Here is a 26,195-nt window from a genome sequence, read left to right as displayed (position 1 = left end):
AGAAAACATGATGAATTTAATCACCAATGAACTCATAAAACAAATCTCCCGACCGCGTATGTGGATTTCACTGGCACTCATCGTGTTCATCGATTCCATCGCGTCGATCTTTGTCTATCTGCTATTTGACGGCATCCAATTTTCATTTTGGGAGTATATGCGGATCAGCTCTAATCTCCTGATGATTATTCAACTCTTCACTCTGATCATAGCCGGAGATATCGTTTCAAGTGAATTCTCGTCTGGCACCATCAAGCTATTGCTAATCCGTCCTATTAGCCGCGTGAAAATTCTTCTTTCAAAATACATAACCGTGCTAGTCATCGCCACTGTTTTAACAGCCTCTCATTTCCTATTTTCCGCCGTGCTCGGTTCACTGTGGTTTTATGATAGCTTCTTTGATTTGAACGAGAACTTTTTCATAGTGTCAGGTGCATACGTACTGAGATTCATAGAAATGATGGTGATATGTTCCTTTGCTTATACCTTTTCGGTCGTGACGAGAAGCAGTTCGTTTGCGATTGGTTCTACCATCTTTCTGACCTTTTCTACCGGGACGCTTTTGATCCTGTTGAACGAGCTTGGTATGGAATGGGGAAGGTATCTGCTGTTTGCGAATACCGATTTGCAGCAGTATTTCTTTGGGACTCCGCCGTTTGAAGGAATGACGTTTTGGTTTTCGATTGTGGTGATTGTGGTTTATTTGGTTGGGTTTGGTGGATTGGCTTGGTGGAGTTTTGGGAGGCGGGATGTGGATGTTTAGTAGATTGTTTTTGTACCAGGTACAATCCGCATCATCTGTACCTGGTACAATAGGCAGTAAATGTACCAGGTACAAATAGGTTCATGTGTACCAGGTACAAATCTAAACTTTCCCTCTCAATAAAACCCGTTTCAGCAGGAGTTTTTCGAATTATGTCGAATTAGAATACTTGTACCTTTATCTTAGAAAGGAAGAGTATATGACAAGAAACCTTAGAGTCTGGTACCCTGGGGCTATTTATCACATAACTGCCCGTGGAAACAGAAAAAACAATCTATTTAGAGATAGAAAAGACTATCTCCATTATTTATCATTAATTCAAAGAGCTAAAGAAAGAACCCCATTCCTTCTTCACTCCTATTGCCTCATGCCCAATCATGTTCATCTCATTATTGGAACACTAAATGATTCTCCTTCAGACGTTATCCATTACACTCACTCCATTTATGCCAGGTACTTTAACCGAAAATATCATTATATAGGACATGTGTTTCAGGATCGGTACTTTGCCAAACTAATTAAAAACTCTAAGCAGTTGATAGATACGAGCAGTTATATTCATTTGAATCCGGTAAAGTCGAATTACTCCAAGAAGCCTGAAGACTATCATTGGAGCAGCTATAAAAGCTATATAACTCCAGGTTTCAAGTCAATTATTGATAGTCAAAAGATTCTTTCAAATCTTGGGGATTACCCACATGAGAAGTATAAATTTTATGTAGAAACGAAATTTAGAATCAAGGATTGGGACCAACCTCTTTTAAAATCTTGATTTCATTTTTGTACCTGGTACATTTATTACTAGGTTGTACCAGGTACAACTACACTTGAATGTACCAGGTACAATCCGCATCATCTGTACCAGGTACAAAATTTAGTTATTGTCTCCCGTTAATAACCACATTCACAATTCCGCCCCAAACTCTCCGCAAAACCTCCACATCCCCACCGTCTAATCCCCAAAAAAAGTGAGATAATAAGACTATAAAGAGTGAAAGGTGAACCCAAAACACTCGCACCCCCCACCTCACTCTTAACCATTCTCCTCTCCCGTCACACCAACACTTTCGACACCACTTTACAAACTTCACGAAAAATTGACAAAAAATTTAGAATGTTTAAGAAGGAATAATCAAGGGAATGGAGAATATATAAACATAGCTTTATTTTTAAAAGGAGGAGTTTACATGTTGAACTACAACATTCGAGGCGAGAACATTGAGGTAACTCCAGCGATTCGCGAACACGTGGAGAAGAAGATTGGTAAGTTAGACCGTTACTTTAATGAAACTCCTGATGCAAATGTACATGTTAATTTAAAAGTGTATCCTGATAAAAATACGAAAACTGAAGTGACTATTCCAATGCCGCAATTAGTTCTACGTGCAGAGGAACGCAACGCAGATATGTATGCGGCCATTGATCTGATAGTAGATAAATTGGAGCGTCAAATTCGCAAGCATAAGACAAGAGTGAACCGTAAGATGCGTGAAAAGGGCAGCCCGAAGGAATTCTTCGCGGCTCAGGAAGATTTGAATCATGTTTCTCCTAACGGCGCAGCTGCTGTTGAACTGGAGGAAGAGGACGATACGGAAGTAGTAAGAACAAAGCAGTTCAATCTTAAACCGATGGACAGCGAAGAAGCGATCCTGCAGATGAATATGCTGGGTCACACATTCTTCATCTTCACAGACGCAGAAACAAACGCAACGAACATTGTGTACAAGCGTCGTGATGGCAAGTACGGCTTAATTGAAACAAACTAATCTGAATAACCTTAAATCCTGTAGTCTCCTGGACTACAGGATTTTTCATAAAAGAAGGATTTATTTTCCTTTTGTCGAATCTTGATAGTATAAAATAAGGGTTTTTTAACTTGACGCTTTAATCTAAAGGAGGAATTCACCATGACGTATTCCATTGTAGGCTTTGACCCGGAAGAGAAAGAATGGGGGATTGCAGTCCAGTCCAAGTTCCTTGGAGTTGGATCGGTTGTTCCGTTTGCGAAAGCGGGAGTCGGGGCGGTGGCGACCCAGTCGTACGCCAATACTTCTTACGGCCCGCAGGCGCTTCAACTGATGGAGGAAGGCAAGACGGCGGAAGAGGCACTTGATATCATCACAAAGGATGACCCGGAGCGCCCGTTGCGCCAGGTGGGATTGATCGATGCGTGTGGCAACCCCGCCACTTTTACCGGTGAAGGCTGCTATGAATGGGCAGGTGGACAGACAGGAGAGCATTTTGCAGCTCAGGGGAATATTTTAGTAGATGCTCAAACCGTGAAGGCGATGGCAGAAACCTTTGAGTCCACCACTGGATCATTGGCTGAAAGGCTGCTCCACGCCCTCGATGCCGGCCAGGAAGCAGGCGGTGATTCCCGCGGCATGCAGTCCGCTGCCCTTTTAGTCGTAAAAGAAAGAGGGGGATACGGCGGGTTCAATGATCGGTATATTGATCTGAGGGTCGACGATCACGCATCACCTATTAAGGAATTGAAGCGGATCTATCATTTGCACCAACTGTATTTTAAAGAGTCGGATGTCGGCAGGGTGGTGCTTCTTGAAGGTGATATTCAGGATGAAGTGGAACGTGAACTCACCCGTCTTGGCTATGCGAAAGAAAAGCAGTCCCTCCATCAGAATTTGAAAGACTACCTCCACACGGAAAACTTTGAAATGCGTGAGCAGGAGGAGAATTATATCGATTTGGATGTCTTGGATTATATGAAAAAACAAGGAAGATAATTGTAATAAGAACCAGTCGGAAAGTGATTGGTTCTTTTTTCTTGTTTTAAAACAGTTTAATGCTTGGCTGAAATGTTATATAATGAACCTTTGTGTACGGGACTCAGAGAAGTTGGAGGTAAATACAAACATGAGTACAGTCGGAAGAAATGAACCATGCCCATGTGGCAGTGGAAAGAAATATAAGAAATGCTGTGAAAACGTTGTGAATATAGATACGCTGGTGAGTCAGGAGTTGGATGTGCTGCAGGCACAGCTTTATGATTTCATCGCTACGGCCCAGTCTGCCGAGATGGAAGAATCCTACCATCACTATCTGTCCAAGATGGATTTGATGCAGGCAGATCCCGATATATATGAAATGGCATTTGTCAGCTGGTACGGAGCGACTCAGAAGGATGCTGACGGTGTTCGTTTGATCGAACGATTTGTCGATAAGCAGCTGAGCACGGTGACTCGACCACAGACAGCTGAGGTATTGGAATCGTGGAAGAATGTAAGGGTGACAGCTGGTACGGTAGAGAAGCTTGATGACAATACATTGAGTGTCGGTGAAGCCATCACGGGAGATACCCTTATCGTGACGGAAAAATTCGGTAAGCTTGAAGAGAACAGCTTCTTCCTGGGATTACTATTGCCGAACGGGGAGAAATATCTTCCGTTTGCTCAATACTTCATTTATCCAGCGATTGAAAAAGCTGCGATGGAGTTAGTGAAGATCCGTTTCGAACAGGGTGAGCTTGAAACTCTCCATGATTACTTATCAGGTCAGTATCTGGAAATCGCGGATGTCGGATTCGTCCTTTATAGTGCTGAGAAGAAGAAGGCTGGAAAAGCAGCATCTAAATCTGCCGATGTTAATGGAGACAATGATAAAGAAGAAAACACCGAGGATTCCATTGAAGGAGTCGAAATCTGGAAGACGCCGGAATACAACGAGGCGATCACCTCTCTTCAAACCTTCCTGACTGAAAAAGGGGAAGACAAAAAGGAAAGTGAACTGCTTGTAGCCGTATTGGAAAAATACTTCTACACAGAACGTCCAACGATCCGCAACCCAAAAATCTACTCGGGAGCTATGGTCGACATGGCGAAAAACATCGACGAAATCAGTATCCGCCACGTTCAAAAGGAACTGGCCGAATACTTCGATGTCTCTGCCAACAGCATCTCAAGACGAAGCAAGCAAATCTGGGAAAGCTACCAGGACACCGTCTACGAACTGCTGAAAGCAACACACGCCTAAACCTAACTGAATACACACCCTACGAAAGTCGTCTGATAAAGGCGGCTTTTTTTGAGGGACGGACCTCCCCAATCACGCCCGTTATGGAAAGAAAGCTTGATATGAAAGCATTCAATTTTCCAAAGGGCAGCAATAGGGAGGTCCGTCCCTCAAAGCCTTAAGTTGTAACCGATATAGGATAGTGGTAAGATTGATAGGGAAAATATCGTGTTTGTGTGGGAGGATAATTGGTTTTAGTAGCGAATTTTAAGTAGAGTGATGTGAAGTGATTCTACTTGTTTTTTACAGAGAATTCACATATTTCTCATGGGAATCTCATTTACTTTCGGTATACTGGTGACGTTTGGCTCTCATTCCAACACAGATAAAGGAGCGTTTATACATGCTTGGTCTATTAAATAAAGTGTTCGATGCGAATAAAAGAGAATTAAAGAGGCTGGAGAAACTGGCCGATCAAATAGAAGAATTAGGTCCCGATATGGAGCGTCTCACGGATGATGAAATCCGTGAAAGAACGGAGCGTTTCAAAGAGCGTTATCAAAAGGGTGAAGATCTTGAGGACATGCTCGTAGAAGCTTTTGCAGTCGTACGGGAAGCGGCCCGCCGCGTTCTTGGTTTGTATCCTTACCGCGTTCAGCTCATGGGTGGTGTTTCCCTTCACGGCGGGAACATCTCCGAGATGAAAACCGGTGAAGGTAAAACCCTGACGGCGACAATGCCTGTTTACTTAAATGCTATCACGGGAAAAGGCGTTCACGTTATCACAGTCAATGACTATTTAGCCAGCCGTGATGCGGAGGAAATGGGGAAACTGTACAATTTCTTAGGTTTGACTGTAGGGCTCAATCTCAATTCAATGTCCAAAGATGAAAAGCGTGAAGCTTATAACGCGGATATCACATACGGTACGAATAACGAATTTGGATTCGATTACCTGCGTGATAACATGGTTCTGTACAAAGACCAAATGGTTCAGCGCAGCCTTCATTTTGCCGTCATCGATGAGGTCGACTCCATCTTGATTGATGAAGCACGTACACCTCTGATCATTTCAGGTAACGCACAACGTACGCCTCAGCTTTATATCCAGGCGAATGCCGTTGTCCGTACACTGAAAAAAGAAGAAGATTACACATATGATGAAAAAACAAAGGGTGTTCAATTAACGGAAGGCGGAATCAGCAAGGTAGAAAGAGCCTTCCATATTGAGAACCTGTTCGATATTTCACACGTTACCCTTAACCACCACATCAACCAGGCATTAAAAGCCCACGTAAGTATGCACCGTGATGTGGATTATGTAGTCCAGGAAGGTGAAATCATCATCGTTGACTCCTTCACGGGTCGCTTGATGAAGGGACGTCGTTACAGTGATGGACTCCACCAATCAATCGAAGCTAAAGAAGGCCTTGAAATTCAGAATGAAAGCATGACCATGGCAACGATCACGTTCCAGAACTACTTCCGTATGTACGAAAAACTGTCCGGTATGACCGGTACAGCGAAGACGGAAGAAGAAGAGTTCCGTAATATCTACAATATGAACGTTATTGTCATTCCTACAAATAGACCGATCGTTCGTGATGACCGTGCTGATTTAATTTACGCTTCCATCGAAGGGAAATTCAACGCCGTAGTTGAAGACATTAAAGAGCGTCATGAAAAAGGACAGCCTATACTGGTCGGTACGGTTGCCGTTGAAACGTCAGAATTGATTTCTAAGCTCCTCACGAAAAAAGGCGTTCGCCATAACGTATTGAATGCGAAAAACCATGGCCGTGAAGCGGAAATCATTTTAGAAGCGGGTCAACCTGGTGCTGTCACGATCGCGACGAATATGGCCGGTCGTGGTACGGATATCAAACTTGGCGAAGGCGTCATCGATGTTGGCGGTCTTGCCGTCATCGGTACGGAGCGTCACGAATCACGCCGTATTGATAATCAGCTTCGTGGACGTTCCGGACGTCAGGGAGATCCAGGGGTTACTCAATTCTATCTTTCAATGGAAGATGAATTGATGCGAAGGTTCGGCTCTGACAATATGAAGAGCATGATGGAACGCCTTGGAATGGATGATTCCCAGCCGATTCAAAGCAAGATGGTCAGCCGTGCTGTAGAATCGGCTCAAAAACGAGTGGAAGGTAACAACTTCGACGCTCGTAAGCAGCTTCTTCAATATGATGATGTCCTGCGTCAACAGCGTGAAATCATCTACAAACAGCGTAATGAAGTCATCGACTCTGAAAACCTTCGAGACATCGTTGAAGGCATGATCAAATCAGTCATTGAACGTCAAGTAGCGGCTCATACGGCAGAAGAAGAAATGGAAAATTGGAATCTTCAAGGTATTGTTGATTACGTCAACGCCAACCTTCTACCGGAAAATGACGTCACAGTCGACGATCTTCGTGGCAAAGAAGCCGATGAAATGATGGCTCTCATTTTTGAAGATGTGCAGCATCGTTACAATGAAAAAGAAGAGCAGCTGACACCGGAGCAGATGCGTGAGTTTGAAAAGGTCATCCTGCTTCGCGCAGTTGATACGAAATGGATCGATCACATCGATGCCATGGATCAGCTTCGTCAGGGTATCCACCTCCGTGCATATGGACAGAACGATCCACTGCGTGAGTACCAGCATGAAGGATTCGCCATGTTCGAAAGCATGGTACTCGCCATCGAAGAAGATGTGGCAAAATACGTCATGAAAGCGGAAATCCGCAACAACCTGGAACGCCAGGAAGTAGCCAAAGGCCAAGCGGTCAACCCGAAAGAAGACGGAGCAAAAGCCAAAAAACAACCAGTCCGCAAACAAGCAGACGTCGGACGCAACGACCCATGCCCATGCGGAAGCGGCAAAAAATACAAACACTGCCACGGCATAACAGGATAATATTTACGATTTGAAGATGATACCTGGGACTTATTTTGCTAAAATAAATCCCAGGTACTTTTCCGTTTTTTATAGGTGTAGTATGTAGGCTTTTTTGTACCAGGTACAATTGACAGAGATTGTACCTGGTACAAAACTGATATAATGTACCAGGTACAAACAAAAACAAAATCACAACAACCCAAATAACTATAGAGGTGACCACACATGGAACTATCAGAAATCAGAGCAGAATTAGAAAAATCAGCTAAAACATTAGCGGACTTCAGGGGGTCTCTTTGACTTAGAAAACAAAGAGGCCAGAATCCAGGAACTTGACGAAATCATGGTCCAGCCCGACTTCTGGGATGACCAGCAAACAGCACAAGGGCTGATCAATGAAGGAAACGGCTTGAAGGAACTTGTTAATGAATACAAATCATTGCTTGAATCTCAGGAAAACCTCGAATTGACCCTTGAGCTGGTCAAAGAAGAACCGGACGAAGAACTGCAAAAGGATATGGAAGAAGAGCTTGCTGACTTGATCAAACGTTTAAATGACTACGAGCTGCAGCTTCTTCTAAGCGAAGAACATGATAAAAACAACGCAATTCTTGAACTGCATCCCGGTGCAGGTGGAACCGAGTCCCAGGATTGGGGTTCCATGCTTCTCCGCATGTACACACGTTGGGGTGAAAAACGCGGATTTAAGGTGGAAACACTTGATTACCTTCCAGGAGATGAAGCGGGAATCAAGAGTGTAACGTTAGCGATCAAGGGTCACAACGCATACGGTTATCTAAAAGCCGAAAAAGGCGTACACCGTCTTGTTCGTATTTCACCGTTCGATTCATCGGGGCGTCGTCACACTTCCTTCGTGTCTTGCGAAGTGATGCCAGAGTTTAATGAAGAAATTGAAATCGACATCCGTACTGAAGATCTGAAAATCGATACGTACCGTGCAAGCGGAGCCGGCGGTCAGCACATCAATACGACCGACTCAGCTGTCCGTATCACTCACTTACCGACCAACGTCGTGGTAACATGTCAATCGGAGCGTTCTCAAATCAAGAACCGTGAGTCAGCGATGAAAATGCTGAAAGCGAAGCTCTACCAGAAGCGTATCGAAGAGCAGGAGCAGGAACTTGCTGAAATCCGTGGAGAGCAAAAGGAAATCGGATGGGGAAGCCAGATCCGTTCCTACGTCTTCCACCCATACTCCATGGTCAAAGACCACAGAACCAACACAGAATCAGGAAACGTACAAGGCGTCATGGACGGCGACATCGACCCATTCATCAACGCCTACCTGCGATCCAAAATAAAATAATACACGATAAAAAACTGACCTCGCCAACCACTGGCGAGGTCAGTTTTTTTAATCTTTTTGAGGGACGGACCTCTAATCAGCACAATAGAGCCACTGTTTCGCCCCCAGCGTAGGTCCGTCCCTCAACCTCACCTCATTAATGCTTTAACACGTTATTGAACTGTTATTTACACCTTTAGGCACCCATGCTATACTCTCAAAGGTTGATACAGAGGGATTCAAGGGATGCATCACCCTTAATATCATCGTCATCAATAAAAATAGAAGTGCTACTTTTTTTGGATGCACATGTATACTCTTTCACAAACAACACGCGCCTTTTAAAGGTCCGTCCCTCGAGGAGAGTTGCATCAAAGGAAGGGTTTGTACTCATACTATTAATACATAGGCTAAAGGAGTCGTACTGGATGGGTTTGAAGGAAAGGCGTCGCGAGCAGGCATTTAATCCGCGGAAAGAAAAGTTGTTAGAGTATTTGTTTGTTGTGTTTGGGTCAACGATTGTGGCCATTGCGTTTAATGTGTTCTTACTTCCGAATGAAGTCGCTTCAGGAGGAGTAAGTGGGATATCGACGATTTTGAATGGACTGTTTGACTGGAAGCCTGCATTCGTTCAGTGGGCTTTCAATATTCCATTATTCATAGCCGGACTGATCTTCCTGGGTCTTCAATTCGGAGTTAAGACAGCCATCGGCACGGTGTTTTTACCACTAGTCGTATTCTTGACCGAGGACTGGAAACCTTGGACGGAAGATCCCCTGCTTGGAGCCCTTTTCGGAGGGATAGGGGTAGGACTTGGGTTAGGAATCGTCTTCCGTGGAAGAGCTTCCACTGGAGGGACGGACCTTGCCGCCCAGATCGTCAATAAGTTCACAGGGTTCTCACTCGGAACATGTGTGGCCATGATCGATGGCATGATTGTCCTGTCCGCAGCCATTGTCTATGATATCGAACGTGGATTATATGCCTTGATCGGGTTGTACGTAACAAGTAAAACCATTGATCTGGTTCAGGTTGGTATAAGCAGATCCAAAATGGCGCTGATCATCACTAACCGCCAGGAAGAAGTTCGTGAAGGAATTCTGAATAAAATTGACCGTGGAGTGACAAAACTATCAGCATACGGTGGTTACACGGATGATGAGCGCCCGATCCTCATGTGTGTCGTGGACCAGACAGAATTCACAAAACTGAAACAACTGGTCAAAACCATTGACCCCGCTGCATTCGTCGTCACAATGGACGCTTCGGAAGTTCTCGGGGAAGGTTTCAAACGGGTTTAAACTTGGTATAATTATGTAAGGGAGGGACGGACCTCACATCCGCGACTCTGAAAATGGATTCCTAGGGGGATAATAAATGAAGAAAAAGCTACTTGGTGTTCTTTTTGGCGCTTCATTGTTACTTGCAGCCTGCGGTGGAGACGGCAGCGACAGTACAGAAACAAGCTCCGGTGGAGTAGACCCTGAAAAAATCGTAAATAATAAGTGCACCAGCTGCCATGGTGGGAACCTTGAAGGCGGAATGGGACCGGCCCTGAAAAATATCGGTGCTGAACTAAGCAAAGATGAAATCCGAGAAACGATTAAAAATGGTAAAGGCCAAATGCCTCCTGGACTCATTGAAGGTGAAGAAGCAGACGCAGTGGCTGAATGGTTATCGAAGAAGAAATAAGATCGGGTGAAGAATCCAATAATGGATTCTTCTTTTATTTTTAGACGAGAACTAAGCCAATTGATATTAAAATCTAAAGGTTTTTTAAAGACAACCCTCAACCTAGTAAATATCCACAGACTTTTTCGGTTCTTTCTTTAAGTCTTTGTTACAGAAATTTTTCGCATGAAATCCTTTATTTGTAATTTCATCTAACAAGCAGACTTATAACCTAGTAACTTCATCAGATTACCATCATCTTAGTATTTGTCATGACAAGAACCTCGTATGTAAGGATATGATACTAGTACCAGATACTAGATAAAAAGAACTATAAATTTATCTGATTATAGGTAAAATCGACAACAAAACAGGTAATAAATTCACATTTTTTAAGGTTCTGAAATGTAAATGTAATAATTTTTTTCCTTAACTTACTATAAAGAGATGTTATAATAATTTTCGGAAGCGTAATTCGAGGTTTTTCACCAATTTTTGTCTAATGGTGATAAAGACGACTTTGGTTACGTGCCGTGTACATATGTCGATAACAGCCAAGAGGGTAACTACATAATACAAATTAGGTGATTTTAAAATGATAGAAATGAAAGACGTCTACAAGCAGTACAACAACGGTGTCATGGCTGCAAATGGTTTTAACGTCCACATTAAGCAAGGCGAGTTTGTTTATGTTGTTGGGCCGAGTGGTGCCGGGAAGTCTACTTTTATTAAAATGATGTATCGCGAAGAACGTCCTTCCAAAGGAGATATCGTTGTAAATGGTATCAATCTCGCAAAAATAAAAAATAGTAGAGTTCCATATTTAAGAAGAAACGTGGGGGTTGTATTCCAAGATTTCAAGCTGTTACCATCGCTGACAATCTATGAAAACATTGCCTTCGCACTTGAAGTAATAGAAGAACATCCAAAGCAAATTAAGAAAAGAGTCATGGAAGTACTGGACCTGGTAGGGTTAAAGCATAAAGCAAGAATGCTGCCAAATGAGCTTTCCGGTGGGGAACAACAACGTGTATCGATTGCTCGATCCATTGTGAATACTCCGAAGCTGGTAATCGCGGATGAACCTACAGGAAACCTTGATCCCGAAACATCATGGGATATTATGAACATTTTTGAAGAAATCAGCAACCGTGGAACCACGGTGATCATGGCTACACATAACCGGGAAATCGTGAATACGATCAAGCATCGGGTAATCGCCATTGAAAATGGCCGCATTGTCCGGGACGAACAGCGAGGTGATTACGGTTATGAAAGCTAGAACGTATGGCCGTCATCTTAGAGAAAGCTTCAAAAGCATCGCACGAAACGGTTGGATGACATTCGCATCAGTGAGTGCCGTTACCGTGACATTACTACTTGTTGGTGTGTTTATCGTTTTAATGCTAAACATGAACAAGGTAGCAACCGATATTGAGAAAGACGTTGAAGTGCGGGTATTACTTGAAATTGGGACTGAACAATCCCAAACAGATCAAATAGAAAAGAAGATACAAAATATAAGTGGTGTGGAATCAGTTGAGTATTCTTCCAAAGAAGAAGAACTTCAGAATCTTGTCAAGGATTTGGGAGACGATTTCAGATTATTTGAACAAGATAACCCATTATATGATGTGTTTATCGTAAAAGCAGACAATCCAAGGGAGACCGGTAAAATCGCTGGTCAAATCAGTAAGTTCGAAGGTGTCAATGAAGCCCTATACGGTGAAGCAAAGATTGAAAAATTATTCAATGTACTGGAAATGAGTCGAAACGTTGGACTTGTATTGATCATCGGTCTGTTGTTTACGGCGATGTTCCTCATTTCAAATACAATCAAAATCACCATTGTCGCTAGAAGAAGGGAAATCGAGATAATGAAACTCGTGGGTGCAACCAACTGGTTTGTACGCTGGCCATTCATATTAGAAGGTTTATGGCTTGGAATTTTAGGTTCTATTATCCCGATCGCTCTTGTAACGTCAGGTTATTACTATGCCTATGGATTTATTAAACCAAAACTACAAAACAATTTTATTCAGATATTAGATTTTACCCCCTTTATCTATCAAGTAAACGGATTGATTCTATTAATGGGTTGCCTGATTGGGGCTTGGGGAAGCTTTATGTCTGTACGTAAGTTCTTAAAAGTGTAAAATTTGATAGGTTGATAGAAGCTGAAAGGAGCATGCCGCTTGAACAAGAAGTATTTTATTTCATTATCTATTGCAGCAGCATTAACAATCGGAAGTCTACCAACGTTAGCAACCACTGCTAGCGCTAACTCCTCCGTGGAGGACTTAAAGAAACAGCAGGACGACATCTCATCTAAAAAAGAGCACATCAACGGCAAGATCGATGAGAAAAAATCAGAAATTGACCAAAACATCAGCAAACAAAAAGATATTCAATCACAGATTGCTGAAATCGGTACGAAATTAAAAGATACAGAAACGAAGATTGCAGAAAAAACAAAAGAAATTGATGATACAACAGCAAAAATCAATAAGCTTAAGGCGGATATTGAAGAGTTAAAGAAAAAGATTGAAGAGCGTAATGAGCTTTTGAAGGAACGCGCTCGCGCCATTCAGGAAAAAGGCGGATCTGCCAAATATATTGATGTACTTCTTGGAGCAAACAGCTTCGGAGACTTTATCAACCGTGTAACAGCAGTGAATACCATTGTAAGTGCAGACAAAAAGATCATGGATGAACAGAAACGTGATCAAGATGAATTAGAGAAAAAGCAGGCGGAAGTAGAAAAAGAACTTTCGGATCTGGAATCTTCCAAAGCGAATCTTGAATCCTTGAAAAAAGAACTTGATAGCCAAAAAGCTAAAAAGGCAGAGCTATTCAAACAGCTGGAAGCTCAGCAGGCATCTTTAAAGGTAGAAAAAACAAACCTTGAACAAGAATCGAGTGAACTTTCTAAAATGGAGCACCAGCTTGAAGGTGAAATCCAAGCTGAACAAGCACGTCTGGCAGAATTAGCCCGCAAGCGTGAAATCGAGCGTAAGCGCCAGGCGGAAGCTGAAGCAGCAAAGCGTGCAGCAGCACAAAAACAAGCGACAACTAGTAGCAGTGGATCTTCTTCTGCTTCTGCAACAGCTGCTCCGGCAGCAGCCCCAAGTGCCCCTGTAAGTTCAGGAGTATGGACAGCGCCTGCATCTGGAACAATTACAACTAACTTTGGTTGGGATACATTAAACGGAGAGCGACGTTTCCACTATGGTACAGACATTGCAGCACGAGGAAGTGTTCCAATCTCTGCAGCGGCAGATGGTTATGTCATTAAGAGCCATTACAGCTCAAGCTACGGTAATGTAGTGTACATCACTCACTCCATCAACGGTCAAATGTTCACAACAGTGTATGCTCACATGTCTTCTTCGCTAGTGAGCACTGGACAAGCTGTTAACAAAGGTGACCAAATCGGATACATGGGTAACACAGGATTTTCTTTCGGACAGCATTTACATTTTGAACTTTACAGAGGTTCTTGGAGTGCATCGCATTCAAATGCTGTAAACCCACGTCAATATATCAACTTTTAAGTTTAAAATCCCCTCTTCTATTTTGAAGGGGGATTTTTTTTGAGCGAGGGTAAAAGAACTCTTTCTTCTAACTACCCTATCTATTACTTGATAAGAAAAAAGGAAATCAACAACTTGTTTGAGAAAGACTGTTTTCATATCCTTATTCTTCTAGTATAATGACAAATATGTTCAAGTGATTTTTCGAAAAAGGCAAACTAATTGAAAAATTAGGACGCAAAACCACGGGTCTTCTATTTTTAAATAATGATCGCCGGGTTACCGAAAACAATGGAAGCAATGAATACTAACTCTAATTTTTTTCTAGTATCATTCAGCCTGCCTTTTTGGTGGGTTTTTTCTCTGGAAATGTTTGTGTTGGTGGGATTTGAATCTGTACGAAGGATGATGATGTTGGAGTTAGCAGATATAAAAAGACAATTAAGAAGTTTCTGCAGAAGGAATCGCACAGCATTAAAGTATACTCATATTGGCGAGTACTCTGCGGAAGAAGTGAGTGAGATGTTTATTGACTGTGTTGGTACCGAAGAGGTCAAAAGAATTCTTCATGACATCGACATTATCAATCAACGAGGTGGAGATACTGTCAAATACTTCATACTCATCCTTGAAGGCTTGAAAGCAGCTTAAGATTTTGATTCCTTCACAGGGTGGAACACCATTTTCACGTCGTATATGAAAGGATCCTTCAGAGAAGGATCCTTTTTTGCGGAAAAACAACACCCTGCTGTCTGTAATCATTACAGTAAGGGATACACTATGAGTAAATCACTTGCCTGAAAGATGAAAATTTAAGATACTAATACATAATAGGGTATATTTCGTACGAATGAACCAGTACAAAATAGTTGGAAGAAACCTCTATGAAAGGTGTAGAAACAAATGGATGAAAGGTGGTACACCATAGGCTCCTTTACTTTCCCATCTACTTGGGGAGCGATCATCGCCTCGTTCATTCTGACATTTCTTTTCCTCTACTTCTGGAATCGAAAGGCAAGCGACTGGTATTCAAATGGTGTTTTTTACTTTTTGGTCATCTGGAAGCTGAGTGTCATTGTCGTTGATTTTCAGAATGTTATTGAACATCCCATTACGATCCTTTATTTCCATGGGGGCAGGTGGGGATATTGGTTAGGATTGCTGACAGTGCTTTTATACATATTTGTTAGAAGGGCAGACACAGTATATCGTCTCGTCATTGCCTGGATGAGTACGGTCGTTTTCTTTGAACTTGTCGTTCACTTGCTGGAATCTGATATTCTTGCAGGGGTCATCCAGTTTTGTCTCAACGGTGCACTGGTCTTATTTTTATCGAAAAAAGAAGATGACCGTGATACGTGGGCTATACAATTAGTGGTGGTCTTCACCCTTCTTCAGCTGCTGCTCCATTCCATATCTGGAGGATTTGTGTTCACCACTGTCACCTGGACGTATCTCATCGTGATGGCTTATCTAATCTTTATCTACGGAAGGTGGAAAACGAACATTGAATAAACGAAATTTTGCTCTGGCAATCGTTGCCCTGCTGATCGGAATCTTCCTGGTTAATTTGTTTCAGGATCAACAGGAAAAAAAGGCAAGAGAAGAGGCTGCCCAGTTGGCCAAGGAATCCATGGATCTTTCTGATGCCAAGCAGGGACTCACGAAAGGGGATCGTGCACCGGACTTTACCTTGACCACGTTAGAAGGTGAAGAAGTCAAGCTCTCCGATTACAAGGGCAAGAAAGTGATCCTGAATTTCTGGGCCACCTGGTGCCCGCCATGTAAAGCGGAAATGCCCCATATGGAACAGTATTACAAAAAAAACGCGAAAAAAGAAAATGTCGAAATCCTTGCCGTCAACTTGACCTCACAGGATGAGGGGGAGAAGGCAGTCCAGGAGTTTGTCGACGGCTATGAACTCACTTTCCCTATTCTCATGGATGAAAAAGGGGATGTCGGTGACGAGTACCGGGCATTCACGATCCCGACCACTTACATGATCGATACAAACGGCCTCATCCAGCACAAAATCGTCGGCCCCATGAACGAAGAAATGATGGGTGAAATGGTCCGAGGGATGGAATAATGGGAGGGACGGACCTCTGACAGGACGTTTCATTACATACGCTAAGAGGTATAAGTAACCATGACTCAAAAAGGAGGATCAATATGTTCCATTATACAAAAGAAGTTTCAATGAATGTGAAGGATGCGGTTTCAGCCGTGGAAGCAGCCTTGAAAGAAGAAAGCTTCGGGGTTCTGTGGAATCTTGACCTGGCCGCCAAGCTTCAGGATAAAGGGCTTGATTTTAATGAAGAGGTAGTTGTCCTGGAAGTATGTAATCCCCACGAAGCGAAAAAGGTGCTGGAAGAAAGCATGCTCGTCAGCTATTTCCTTCCTTGTAAAGTGACGGTATATACAGAAGAGGGATCGACGAAGATCGGTATGGCAAAGCCCAGCAAGCTGATTGAATTGGTAGATAACGATGAATTGAAACGGTTGGCATTGGATATAGAAAATCGCCTGATCGGGTGTTTAGAAAACGTCTGACGATGAGAACCTGTTGCATGTATGCTACAGGTTCTTTTTTTTGCATCCAATACCTCACACTCCTCACAATCTTCTGAATATGATACACTTTTAAAAATACATAGATTCAGGAAGGATGACAATAAATGAAATTCACCACCAAGGTCGTACATAGTCAGCTGAAAGGAACCGAGGAAATCCGCAGTAAGACAACACCGATCTACCAGACGTCTGCCTTTTCTTTTAAGTCTCTGGAGGAGCTCGAGGGTTTCTATGAGGGGAAGTCTCCTTATCTTTATTCAAGAACGGGTAATCCCAACACGGATGAGCTTGGGAAGATGGTAGCAGATCTTGAAGGATCGCCTGCGGGTGTCGCCACATCTTCCGGCTTGTCAGCCATCCTGGTCGGAATCCTTGCAGTGGTTCAGGCAGGGGACCATATCATTGCGGCGGAGGATTTATATGGAGGTACCTTCCATATGCTGAAAGAAGAGCTGAAATCATTCGGGATAACCACCTCTTTCGTTGATTTTACGAGTGAGGAAGAAATCGAGGCAGCTCTCACTCCCGAGACGAAGCTTCTCTACAGTGAAACGGTGACCAATCCATTTATGCGAGTAGAGGATATTTCAAGAATGGTAGCCCTTGCCGAAAAGCACAATCTGAAAACGATGATCGACAATACATTCGCCACTCCATTTCTGCGTCAGCCCTTCCTTGAAGGGGTCGATCTGGTCGCTCACAGCGCTACGAAGTATATCGGCGGGCATAGCGATATCACAGCGGGAGTCGTAGTCGGGAAAGAAGAGCTTGTGAATAAAGCAAGGGAGAAGGTCGTCAACATCGGTTCAAACTTAAGTCCATTTGAAGCCTGGCTCACATGCCGGGGGGCGAAAACATTGGCACTCCGGGTGGGGACCCAGGCTCAGAACGCGGGAAAACTTGCAGATGAACTGCGCACCAATGAGCAGGTGAAGAGGGTCTATTATCCAACAGATCTATCCGATAAAGGAAATGGAGCGATCGTCACCATCGAACTCGATGCCCGCTGCGATATCAGCACATTCTTCAAGTCCCTTGGATGGATCAAGATCATCCCGTCCCTGGCCGGAGTGGAAACAACGGTTTCTTATCCACTTGGGACATCTCATCGTGCCCTTCCGAAAGAAGCACAGGAAAAACTCGGCATCAACACCCATGTGGTGCGCATATCGTTAGGTATCGAGGATGGGGAAGATATCATTTCTCAATTTAACGAGGCGATTGAAGCTTCCGTTAAAAAATAAAAAATTCTGAAAATGGTCTTGACGTTGAGGCCGGTTACCCTTTATAATTCATCTCAACGCATGAATTTACACATTGACAATTAAATGCTCTTATCCAGAGAGGTGGAGGGACTAGGCCCGATGAAACCCGGCAACCTTCATGTACGCGTCAGGCGTCACATGAAAAGGTGCTAATTCCTGCAGGCGATCTGCCTGAAAGATAAGAGGAGGACCCTATTCAATTAGACCCTCTTCTTAGGAAGAGGGTTTTTTATTTTATCCTCTTCTGGCTTCTTAGGTGTTTCAGTCGCAATTCAGCAGCTGAGTTTCTTCAAGGATTCAGCAGCTGAACCCAACCAATTATCCACACCAATCCAAAACCAAAAAACTCTAGGAGGAATTACAAATGACAAAATCATTCGATTTCGACACACTGCTTCTTCACGGCGGCCAGGAGCCGGACCCAACCACAGGCTCTAGAGCGGTACCTATCTATCAAACGACATCATACGTGTTCGACAACAGTGACCATGCAGCGAAGCTATTCGCCCTTGAAGAACCGGGAAACATCTACACGCGGATCATGAATCCGACCGTTGATGTGCTGGAGAAGCGTCTTGCCCTTTTAGAAGGTGGAATCGGAGCCCTGGGTGTTTCATCCGGAATGGCCGCCATCTCCCTATCCATCCTAAATATCGCCGGTGCAGGGGATGAGATCGTGGCAGCCACCAATCTGTACGGTGGAACGTATAATTTATTCTCCACGACTCTTCCGAAATACGGAATCAAGGTTCATTTCGTCGATCCGACTGATCCGGAGAATTTCAGAAAAGCGATTACCCCGAAAACAAAAGCGGTATTCGCCGAGACGATCGGAAATCCGAGCCTGCACGTACTGGACATCGAGTCGGTGGCGAAAGTGGCTCATGACCATCATATCCCGCTTATCATCGATAACACATTTGCCACGCCATATGTGTGCAAGCCGATTGAGTGGGGAGCGGACATCGTCATCCACTCTGCCACGAAATGGATCGGCGGTCACGGTACGGCCATCGGTGGAGTCGTCATCGACGGGGGGAAGTTTGATTGGAATCATGAGAAGTTCCCTGGATTCACAGAAGAAGACAGAAGCTATAATGGACTTCGCTACGCACAGGATGTAGGAGCGGCCGCTTTCATCACAAAATTAAGGGTGCAGCTGCTTCGGGATCTCGGGGCATGCTTAAGTCCACAAAACGCATTTCTACTATTGCAGGGACTGGAAACCCTGCATCTCCGCATCGAACGTCACACGGAGAATGCCTTGAAGATTGCGGAACACTTAGATCAGCACAACGGGGTCGCCTGGGTTTCTTATCCGGGTCTGCCGCAGCATCCGTCCTACGCTCTTGCTCAGAAATATTTGAAAAATGGAGCAGGTTCCATCGTCGTCTTTGGAATCAAAGGGGGCAGGGATTCAGGACGTAAAGTCGTCGACAACATTTCTCTCTGGTCCCATGTTGCCAATGTAGGAGATGCGAAGTCACTGATTATCCATCCAGCGTCCACTACGCATCAGCAATTGAACGAGCAGGAAATCCGGGCTACGGGCGTAACCGAGGACCTTGTGAGACTTTCCGTCGGGTTGGAATCTGCGAAGGATTTGATCGAGGATCTGGATCATGCGATTGAAGTGGCGCTGGAAACGTCGCGGGTGTAAATAAGATAGTCGACCGGCACAACCGGGGTGCCCCAACACCCCAACCAACACCAAAAAAAGGAGGTGGAGGAATGGAGAATTCATACTCATACGAAGTAAGCTCCATTACCATCCCATCCCTCACATTAGAGTCAGGCACAACGTTGCACAATGTGAATCTGGCCTATGAACGGACCGGCAATAAGGAAGGCCCCGTCATCCTGGTATGCCACGCCCTCACCGGAACCCATATTGTGAAAGGCACGAGTGAGGACCGGGGCTGGTGGGATGGGTTGATCGGACCCGGTTCATATATTGATACCGATCTATATAATGTGATTGCTTTCAATGTATTAGGGGGATGTGAAGGAAGTACGGGACCGACGTCGACCAATCCGGAAACCGGAGAACGTTACGGACCGGACTTTCCGCACATTAGCATACGGGACATGGTCCATGCCCAATATGAAGCACTCCAACAGCTATCCGTCTACCACATCGAAGCTGTGATCGGTGGTTCATTGGGAGGAATGCAGGCGCTGGAATGGGGGGCTCTCTATCCTTCCTATATCAATAAGGTATTCGCCCTCGCCGTCTCACCTGCATTAAACGATTATGGTCTCGCATTCAATCATATCGGAATTACAGCGATTGAAGGGGATCCCGATTTTCAAAGGGGCCACTATCCCCACGGAGCCATATTAAAAGGCCTTGAGATTGCCAGGATGGTCGGGATGGTGACCTATCGTACTCAGGAATTGTTCGATCGGCGCTTTCAGCGGGAGAGGACGAATGAGCAGTACAATGTGGAGAGCTATCTTGATTATCAAGGAAAGAAACTCGGAAAGCGATTTGATCCGAACAGCTATCTTACCCTCCTTAAAGCGATGAATACCCATGATATCGGGAGGGGAAGAGGAGGAACGGAAGCCGTCGCCGATTCGTATCCGTGCGAACTGGTATCGATCAGCTATGAGGGTGATTTGATCTATTCTCCCCAGTATTTAAAGGAATTCACACTCCAAGCCCCAAAGGGTGAACATTACTTTATCCCGACAGCATTCGGTCATGACGGGTTTCTGGTGGAATTTGAGAAATGGGGCGGGATCATCTCTTCTCATCTCAAAAACCGTCAAGGTCAGAAAATCGTGACGGGCATGAAATAATCGACTGCCAATCATAACTCGTCCCCCTCCGGCATATAGTTAGATAAGCAAAGACATCGCACCGCCTAAGCGCGTTTTTGTGTGGTGTCTTTTTTCGTTGGATGGGAAAACGTTCGCGGCTCTCATCCATACCATAAACAAAACGACAAGCTGGAGGGGAATATATGGAGTGGACGGGCAGAAAGCTCATCATCACGATCATCATTAGCATGTTGATCGGTGCAGGAGGAATGTATGGCGGCTTTGAGTGGACGGGCAGTTCCGGGTCCGGCGACGAGCTTGCCCAGTTTAACGGCAAAGGGGAGCTTAATGATAAGCTTCACAAGGTAGAAGTCGCGTATGATTTGATCAGTGATAAGTTCTTTCAGGATGTAGACAGGGGACAGCTCGTAGAAGGGGCGATTCAGGGGATGCTTAAGACCCTGGATGATCCGTACTCTGTTTACATGAATGCGGAGACCGCTTCTCAATTCAATGACGCGCTTGATTCCTCCTTTGAAGGGATCGGGGCAGAGGTCACGATCATGGACGGGAAACTGGTCATCGTTGCTCCTTTTAAACATTCACCTGCTGAGAAAGCCGGTCTGAAACCGAATGACCGCATCATCAAAGTGGATGGGAACAGTATCGACGGGCTTGACCTTTATGAAGCCACGTTGAAGATCAGAGGGAAGAAGGGTACGGAGGTGAAATTGGAGATTACGAGAGAGGGTCTTTCAGATCCAATCGAAGTGTCCGTGAAGCGGGACGATATCCCTGTTGAAACGGTGATCTCCGATGTGAAGGAAGTCGATGGGAAGAAGACGGGCTACATCCAGATTACGACCTTCTCTGAAAATACCGCCGTCGATTTTAAAAAGCAGCTGGCAGAACTCGAGAAGAAAAAGGTAGAAGGATTGGTTCTTGACGTGAGGGGTAACCCGGGTGGTCTCCTTTCCAGCGTGGAAGACATCCTCAAACAGTTCGTCACCGAGAAAAAACCGTATGTGCAAATCCAGGAACGAAGCGGAGAAGTGCTGAAATCCTTCTCCAACAGTAAGGAAAGAAAAGCGTACCCGGTGGTGGTCCTCATCGATGAGGGCAGTGCATCGGCATCTGAGATCCTGGCCGGGGCCCTTAGTGAGGCGGAAGGATATCCGCTGATCGGAACAAAGAGCTTCGGAAAGGGGACCGTGCAGCAGGCAGTGCCGATGGGAGACGGAAGCAATATCAAGCTTACCATGTTCAAATGGCTGACACCGAACGGGAATTGGATTCATAAGAAGGGAATCAAACCGGATATCCCGGTCAGACAACCATCCTACTTCTATGCCCATCCTCTTCAAGTGGAAAAACCATTGAAAGAAGGGGTAAATAACGAACAAGTGCAAAATGCCCAGGAAATGCTTCAAGGATTAGGCTTCTCCCTTGATCGGGTCGATGGTTATTTCAGTAAGAAAACCGCTAAAGCCGTCAAGGATTTTCAGATCCAGGAAAGCCTCGACGTGACAGGAGTCATTGATGCCAAAACCGGCGAAAGGCTGCAAGAAGAAATATTTGAAGCGGTGCAGAATGAAAAGAACGATCTGCAGCTGCAGGCAGCCTTGGAGTATATAAAACGTACGGCCAATAAGAATCAGTAACGATCAGAGACCTCTCTTTCTTGAGAGGTCTCTTTTTTTGGGGGACATTTGATTCAATTTCTACTCAATGGAGCGGAGAATCCGCACTCATTCTCTCAAACTATCTATTATAATAATGACCTTCCATTTACTAGAAAGGAGATTGATAGAATGTTCTCAGTTAAAGAAAAAGTCGCCATCGTCACAGGCGGTGGGCGGGGGCTCGGAAAGGAGATGGCCCTGGCACTGGGAAGGGCTGGTGCACATGTCGTAATCTGTTCGAGGAACCAGTCGGCATGTGAAGAAGTGAAGGAAACATTGATTGGTTCAGGCGTACGGTCACTTGCCATTCCTTGCGATGTTACCCAGAAAGCGGATGTGATGCATGTAGTGGAAACAGTGATGAAAGAGTTTGGAAGAATCGATATTTTAATCAATAACAGCGGGACGTCCTGGGCCGGTCCTTTTGCTGACATCCCTGAAGATAAATGGGACAAGGTGATGGATGTCAACGTAAAGGGGGCTTTTTTGTTTTCCCAGGAAGTGTCACGGGTCATGGTCCGGCAAAAAGCGGGGAAAATCATTAACATCGCGTCCGTTACGGGATTTGGCGGGACGAACCCCATGCTCATGGATACCGTACCCTATAATACGAGCAAAGGGGCCGTCATGACGTTGACGAAGGATCTTGCCGTGAAACTTGCCCCGCATAATATCCAGGTGAATGCGATCGCTCCCGGGTTCTTTCCGACTAAAATCACGAAGGACCTTTTTGCTAGTCAGGGAAACATGATCAAGCAGCATATCCCTGCAGGAAGATTTGGACAAGCAGGAGATTTGAACGGGGTGGCCATCTTCCTTTCCTCTGCTGCTTCTGACTATATAAACGGTCACATTTTAGTCGTGGATGGCGGCATCCAGGCGCAGGTATAAGGAGGGGGAAACATGGATCTATTTTATGAGGAATTGAAAAAAATCGGAATGAGTGTGGAGTATGAGTTGAATCAGTGGGTTGTAGGGAAGCTGGATGATCCGGAAGTGGTTGCGGCCGTCAAACAATGGCTGGAATTATTCCAAACCGTACTGGAATTCATTCAACTTCTATCACTTTTACAGGCGCTGAATGAATAAAGAATGGAAGTGAATACATGAAAAAAGAGCATGAACAAAAAGAACGAGCCCGTTGGAAGGGTTTCATCGAGACATTGCAAAATGACAGTGAGTGGATGCCGAATTTTCCAAGGGAAGAGATCTGGATGAACCATAATAGTAGATTATGGTACTATGCCCCTGTAAGTAAAAATGGGCATATTCCTGTATTTTTACTATATTCACATATTAACAAGTCATCCATTTTGGATCTGACAAAGGAACATAGCCTGATAGGGAAATTTCTTCAAGAAGGATACGACGTTTATCTTCTCGAATTTGGTGAACCTGTAGTGGAAGAGAAGGGAACAGGATTGGCGGAGTATTTGTCTCACTATGTGGACCCATGCATAAAGAAGGCCCTTCAACACAGTGGGAAAGACGAGCTGTCCCTTTCCGGCTTCTGCTTAGGGGGGACATTAGCTGTCATCTATGCAGCGTTAAATTCACATTTTATCAGAAATCTACTCCTTTTTGTCACGCCAATTGATTTTGATCAGGTTCCGACATATCCCAATTGGGTGCAGGCTTTGAAAAAGGACGAAATCGATCTCACGAGTATAATGGAACAAATCGATCTCATACCAGCGCCCATCATCCGTTACGGGATGAGGGCTTTGACTTCCCCCATTTACTATTCTCCCTATTTATCGCTATTAAATAAAGCCTACGATCAAGACTATACTCATTATTGGCTCCGGTTCAATCAATGGACAAATGACCATATCGCACTCACCGGAGCCATGGCCAGTGATATTATCACCTATTTTGTAAAAGAAAATGTGCTGATGTCAGGGGAATTCGAACTCGCCGGCAAAGCAGTGGATCTGAAAAACATCGATTCGAATCTTTATCTGATTTCTTCCCAATATGATCACTTGGTTCCTACCTCGATCAGCACGCCTCTGCTGGAACTTGTGTCAAGCACGAATAAGGCAGCAGCAGAGGTAAGGGGAGGGCACGCAAGTCTGATTAAATACGGAATATCAAACGAATTGAAAGAGTGGCTGCATCAATACTCACATTAAAAAGGAGGGGGAAAGTGATGCTGGAGTGGGAAATAGAAACCCCTTTTGATTACATGGGGTTTGCCTTTTGCGTTTTTAAAGAGTATATCAAATCTTATTTTCAATAAGGAATAGAGGCGGATGGGTGAATTTCCTCCGTCTCTTTTTCTTCAAATGGTGATTCCATTCCCATCTAATCGACATCATTTCCCGGGAAAATATGAGGAATGCTGTCGGAAATGAAATCGAATCGTAAAACGATTGAATAAAATTGCAATAGGTTTTAACTGCGTCTTTTGATAAAATAGTAGATAATGCAAATTTTCTTGCAAAAGGTGGTGACGAATCATTGATTGAGCTTTGGTTACTGGAGGTTTTAAAAGGATTTGGGAAATTATTTCTACATCCTGTACTATATCTGTCTGTGTTTTTCGCTATTATGGCCGGCTATTATCGTGTGAAGAGGGAACGGAGAGATTTCAATACGAGATTGCTGGATGGGTACCATGATATGCGGGTGTTATTTTCATACGGAATCGCACTTGGACTGCTGTTTTCTCTTGTTACAGTCGGAGCAGGAGTTGTGATTCCTTTCACAGGTCTTATCCTTATCGGAGCCGTGTCGATTTTATTTACGTTAACGGGTCGTTTTCAGCTCATGTCAGCGACTATGACAGTGGGCATTTCCTACTTTATTTTAGTGGCGGTGGATTATTTTCAGTGGGACATCCCTTACGTGAATACATATGTAGAAAACCTGAATCTGTCGAGTTCCATCGTCGTTCTTCTTGGCGTGTTGACGATGATCGAAGGTATCCTGATTGTATTGAATGGCTGGAAGCACACATCACCCCGCTTACTTAAAAGTGCACGTGGCTTGAAGGTCGGGGCCCATCTCGGTAAAAAACTATGGCTGGTCCCTATGTTTATATTGATACCCACGGGGTCATTGACTCTTCCGTTTGAATGGTGGCCGGTGTTTACGCTGGGCACTGAAACGTATTCATTACTGTGTGTACCGTTTCTCCTCGGTTTTCAGCAGCTGGTGAAAAGCACATTGCCTGAAGTCGCGATCAAGCATACTGGATCCCGTGTGTTCTGGCTTGGTGCATTCGTATTGACCTTGGCTGTAGCAGGACTCTGGGCCCCGCTGTTTTCGATCGGTGCAACAGGGGTGGCCATCCTTGGCCGGTTCTGGATTGCTTACCGTTACCGGAGTGCGGATGATTCGAAGCCATATTTCTTCAAACGGCAGCCGAATGGCGTCATGATCCTCGGTATCCTCCCAGGTTCACCTGCCAGGAAGCTGACACTTGAAGTGGGGGAAATCATCCTGAAGGTGAACGGTGTCGAACTGAATACGGAACGGGCATTTTATGAAGCGCTGCAAAAGAACGGAGCCTATTGTAAGCTGGAGGTCCTGGGGACGAATGGTGAAAACCGTTTTACCCAGGGAGCCCTGTATGAAGGTGATCATCATGAACTGGGAATCATTTTTGCCGATGAAGCTTCAGGGTGGGAGCATCACCAGGTTTCGTAATAGGAAAAAGGATAGCCGCGGCTATCCTTTTTCCTATTATAGGTAGAAGTGACCAAATTTATCTGTCAGAGTTGGGGATTAAAAAAGGAGCTGACACATGACAGCTCCTTTTCAAC

The 26,195-nt window shown here is 44.5% G+C and carries 24 protein-coding genes and 2 riboswitches; all 24 genes read left to right on the top strand.

Annotated elements, in window-relative coordinates; all coding sequences use genetic code 11:
- Positions 1-7 precede the first annotated feature (7 nt).
- Positions 8-763 (top strand): ABC transporter permease, encoded by a 756-nt coding sequence (locus tag AC0VXY_RS19715; protein WP_475526254.1) that lies wholly within the window; start codon positions 8-10, stop codon positions 761-763.
- Positions 764-962: 199 nt separating this feature from the next.
- Positions 963-1,535, top strand: a complete 573-nt coding sequence (locus AC0VXY_RS19710; RefSeq protein ID WP_475526253.1) for an REP-associated tyrosine transposase — start codon at positions 963-965, stop codon at positions 1,533-1,535.
- Between the two features lie 415 nt (positions 1,536-1,950).
- On the top strand, positions 1,951-2,529 hold the full coding sequence (hpf, locus tag AC0VXY_RS19705; protein ID WP_044338351.1) for a ribosome hibernation-promoting factor, HPF/YfiA family: 579 nt from the start codon (positions 1,951-1,953) through the stop codon (positions 2,527-2,529).
- A 141-nt stretch (positions 2,530-2,670) separates the two neighbouring features.
- Entirely contained in the window at positions 2,671-3,507 is an 837-nt protein-coding gene (locus AC0VXY_RS19700; protein WP_475526252.1) for a DUF1028 domain-containing protein, read from the top strand.
- A gap of 130 nt (positions 3,508-3,637) precedes the next feature.
- Positions 3,638-4,753, top strand: a complete 1,116-nt coding sequence (locus AC0VXY_RS19695) for a YecA family protein (protein ID WP_475526251.1) — start codon at positions 3,638-3,640, stop codon at positions 4,751-4,753.
- Positions 4,754-5,135: 382 nt separating this feature from the next.
- Positions 5,136-7,646, top strand: coding sequence for a preprotein translocase subunit SecA (gene secA / locus AC0VXY_RS19690; RefSeq protein ID WP_475526250.1), 2,511 nt, complete (start codon positions 5,136-5,138; stop codon positions 7,644-7,646).
- A gap of 207 nt (positions 7,647-7,853) precedes the next feature.
- Positions 7,854-8,955, top strand: a protein-coding gene (prfB, locus tag AC0VXY_RS19685; RefSeq protein WP_258262475.1) for a peptide chain release factor 2 whose coding sequence is annotated in 2 segments (ribosomal slippage) — positions 7,854-7,925 and positions 7,927-8,955 — 1,101 coding nt in all. Because the reading frame shifts where the segments join, the coding sequence is not laid out codon by codon here.
- 407 nt (positions 8,956-9,362) lie between these two features.
- Positions 9,363-10,235 (top strand): YitT family protein, encoded by an 873-nt coding sequence (locus AC0VXY_RS19680; RefSeq protein WP_475526249.1) that lies wholly within the window; start codon positions 9,363-9,365, stop codon positions 10,233-10,235.
- 76 nt (positions 10,236-10,311) lie between these two features.
- Entirely contained in the window at positions 10,312-10,626 is a 315-nt protein-coding gene (cccB, locus tag AC0VXY_RS19675) for a cytochrome c551 (RefSeq protein WP_435989232.1), read from the top strand.
- A gap of 574 nt (positions 10,627-11,200) precedes the next feature.
- Entirely contained in the window at positions 11,201-11,887 is a 687-nt protein-coding gene (ftsE, locus tag AC0VXY_RS19670; protein ID WP_435989233.1) for a cell division ATP-binding protein FtsE, read from the top strand.
- A complete protein-coding gene (gene ftsX, locus AC0VXY_RS19665) occupies positions 11,877-12,761 on the top strand; it encodes a permease-like cell division protein FtsX (RefSeq protein ID WP_435989234.1) in 885 nt (294 codons plus the stop codon). The genes ftsE and ftsX overlap by 11 nt, the downstream gene beginning before the upstream one ends.
- 39 nt (positions 12,762-12,800) lie before the next feature.
- A complete protein-coding gene (locus AC0VXY_RS19660) occupies positions 12,801-14,159 on the top strand; it encodes a murein hydrolase activator EnvC family protein (protein WP_475526248.1) in 1,359 nt (452 codons plus the stop codon).
- 181 nt (positions 14,160-14,340) lie between these two features.
- A riboswitch (cyclic di-GMP riboswitch) is annotated at positions 14,341-14,425 on the top strand.
- 4 nt (positions 14,426-14,429) lie between these two features.
- A complete protein-coding gene (locus AC0VXY_RS19655; protein ID WP_475526247.1) occupies positions 14,430-14,789 on the top strand; it encodes a hypothetical protein in 360 nt (119 codons plus the stop codon).
- A gap of 252 nt (positions 14,790-15,041) precedes the next feature.
- Positions 15,042-15,653 (top strand): hypothetical protein, encoded by a 612-nt coding sequence (locus AC0VXY_RS19650; protein WP_475526246.1) that lies wholly within the window; start codon positions 15,042-15,044, stop codon positions 15,651-15,653.
- On the top strand, positions 15,646-16,227 hold the full coding sequence (locus AC0VXY_RS19645) for a redoxin domain-containing protein (protein WP_475526245.1): 582 nt from the start codon (positions 15,646-15,648) through the stop codon (positions 16,225-16,227). The genes AC0VXY_RS19650 and AC0VXY_RS19645 overlap by 8 nt, the downstream gene beginning before the upstream one ends.
- Positions 16,228-16,310: 83 nt before the next feature.
- Positions 16,311-16,691 carry a DUF302 domain-containing protein gene (locus AC0VXY_RS19640; RefSeq protein ID WP_475526244.1) on the top strand — a complete coding sequence of 127 codons (381 nt, stop codon included), beginning with the start codon at positions 16,311-16,313 and terminating at the stop codon, positions 16,689-16,691.
- 125 nt (positions 16,692-16,816) lie between these two features.
- Positions 16,817-17,956, top strand: coding sequence for a trans-sulfuration enzyme family protein (locus tag AC0VXY_RS19635; RefSeq protein ID WP_475526243.1), 1,140 nt, complete (start codon positions 16,817-16,819; stop codon positions 17,954-17,956).
- A gap of 87 nt (positions 17,957-18,043) precedes the next feature.
- A riboswitch (SAM riboswitch) is annotated at positions 18,044-18,162 on the top strand.
- Positions 18,163-18,341: 179 nt separating this feature from the next.
- Positions 18,342-19,637, top strand: a complete 1,296-nt coding sequence (locus AC0VXY_RS19630) for an O-acetylhomoserine aminocarboxypropyltransferase/cysteine synthase family protein (RefSeq protein ID WP_475526242.1) — start codon at positions 18,342-18,344, stop codon at positions 19,635-19,637.
- 71 nt (positions 19,638-19,708) lie between these two features.
- Positions 19,709-20,782 carry a homoserine O-acetyltransferase MetX gene (gene metX, locus AC0VXY_RS19625; protein WP_435989242.1) on the top strand — a complete coding sequence of 358 codons (1,074 nt, stop codon included), beginning with the start codon at positions 19,709-19,711 and terminating at the stop codon, positions 20,780-20,782.
- A gap of 164 nt (positions 20,783-20,946) precedes the next feature.
- A complete protein-coding gene (locus AC0VXY_RS19620; protein WP_475526241.1) occupies positions 20,947-22,404 on the top strand; it encodes a S41 family peptidase in 1,458 nt (485 codons plus the stop codon).
- A 150-nt stretch (positions 22,405-22,554) separates the two neighbouring features.
- Positions 22,555-23,316: a glucose 1-dehydrogenase gene (locus AC0VXY_RS19615; protein ID WP_475526240.1), complete on the top strand. Its 762-nt coding sequence runs from the start codon at positions 22,555-22,557 to the stop codon at positions 23,314-23,316.
- A gap of 12 nt (positions 23,317-23,328) precedes the next feature.
- Positions 23,329-23,514 carry a hypothetical protein gene (locus tag AC0VXY_RS19610; protein WP_435989245.1) on the top strand — a complete coding sequence of 62 codons (186 nt, stop codon included), beginning with the start codon at positions 23,329-23,331 and terminating at the stop codon, positions 23,512-23,514.
- Positions 23,515-23,531: 17 nt separating this feature from the next.
- Positions 23,532-24,560, top strand: coding sequence for an alpha/beta fold hydrolase (locus AC0VXY_RS19605; protein WP_475526239.1), 1,029 nt, complete (start codon positions 23,532-23,534; stop codon positions 24,558-24,560).
- Positions 24,561-24,888: 328 nt separating this feature from the next.
- Positions 24,889-26,079, top strand: a complete 1,191-nt coding sequence (locus AC0VXY_RS19600; protein WP_475526238.1) for a PDZ domain-containing protein — start codon at positions 24,889-24,891, stop codon at positions 26,077-26,079.
- The last annotated feature ends 116 nt before the right edge of the window (positions 26,080-26,195 follow it).

The sequence above is a fragment of the Rossellomorea sp. QJM3NY_18 genome (genome assembly GCF_056173145.1).
The sequence above is the reverse complement of the archived record's forward strand: the minus strand, read 5'-3'. Positions and strand labels throughout refer to the sequence as shown.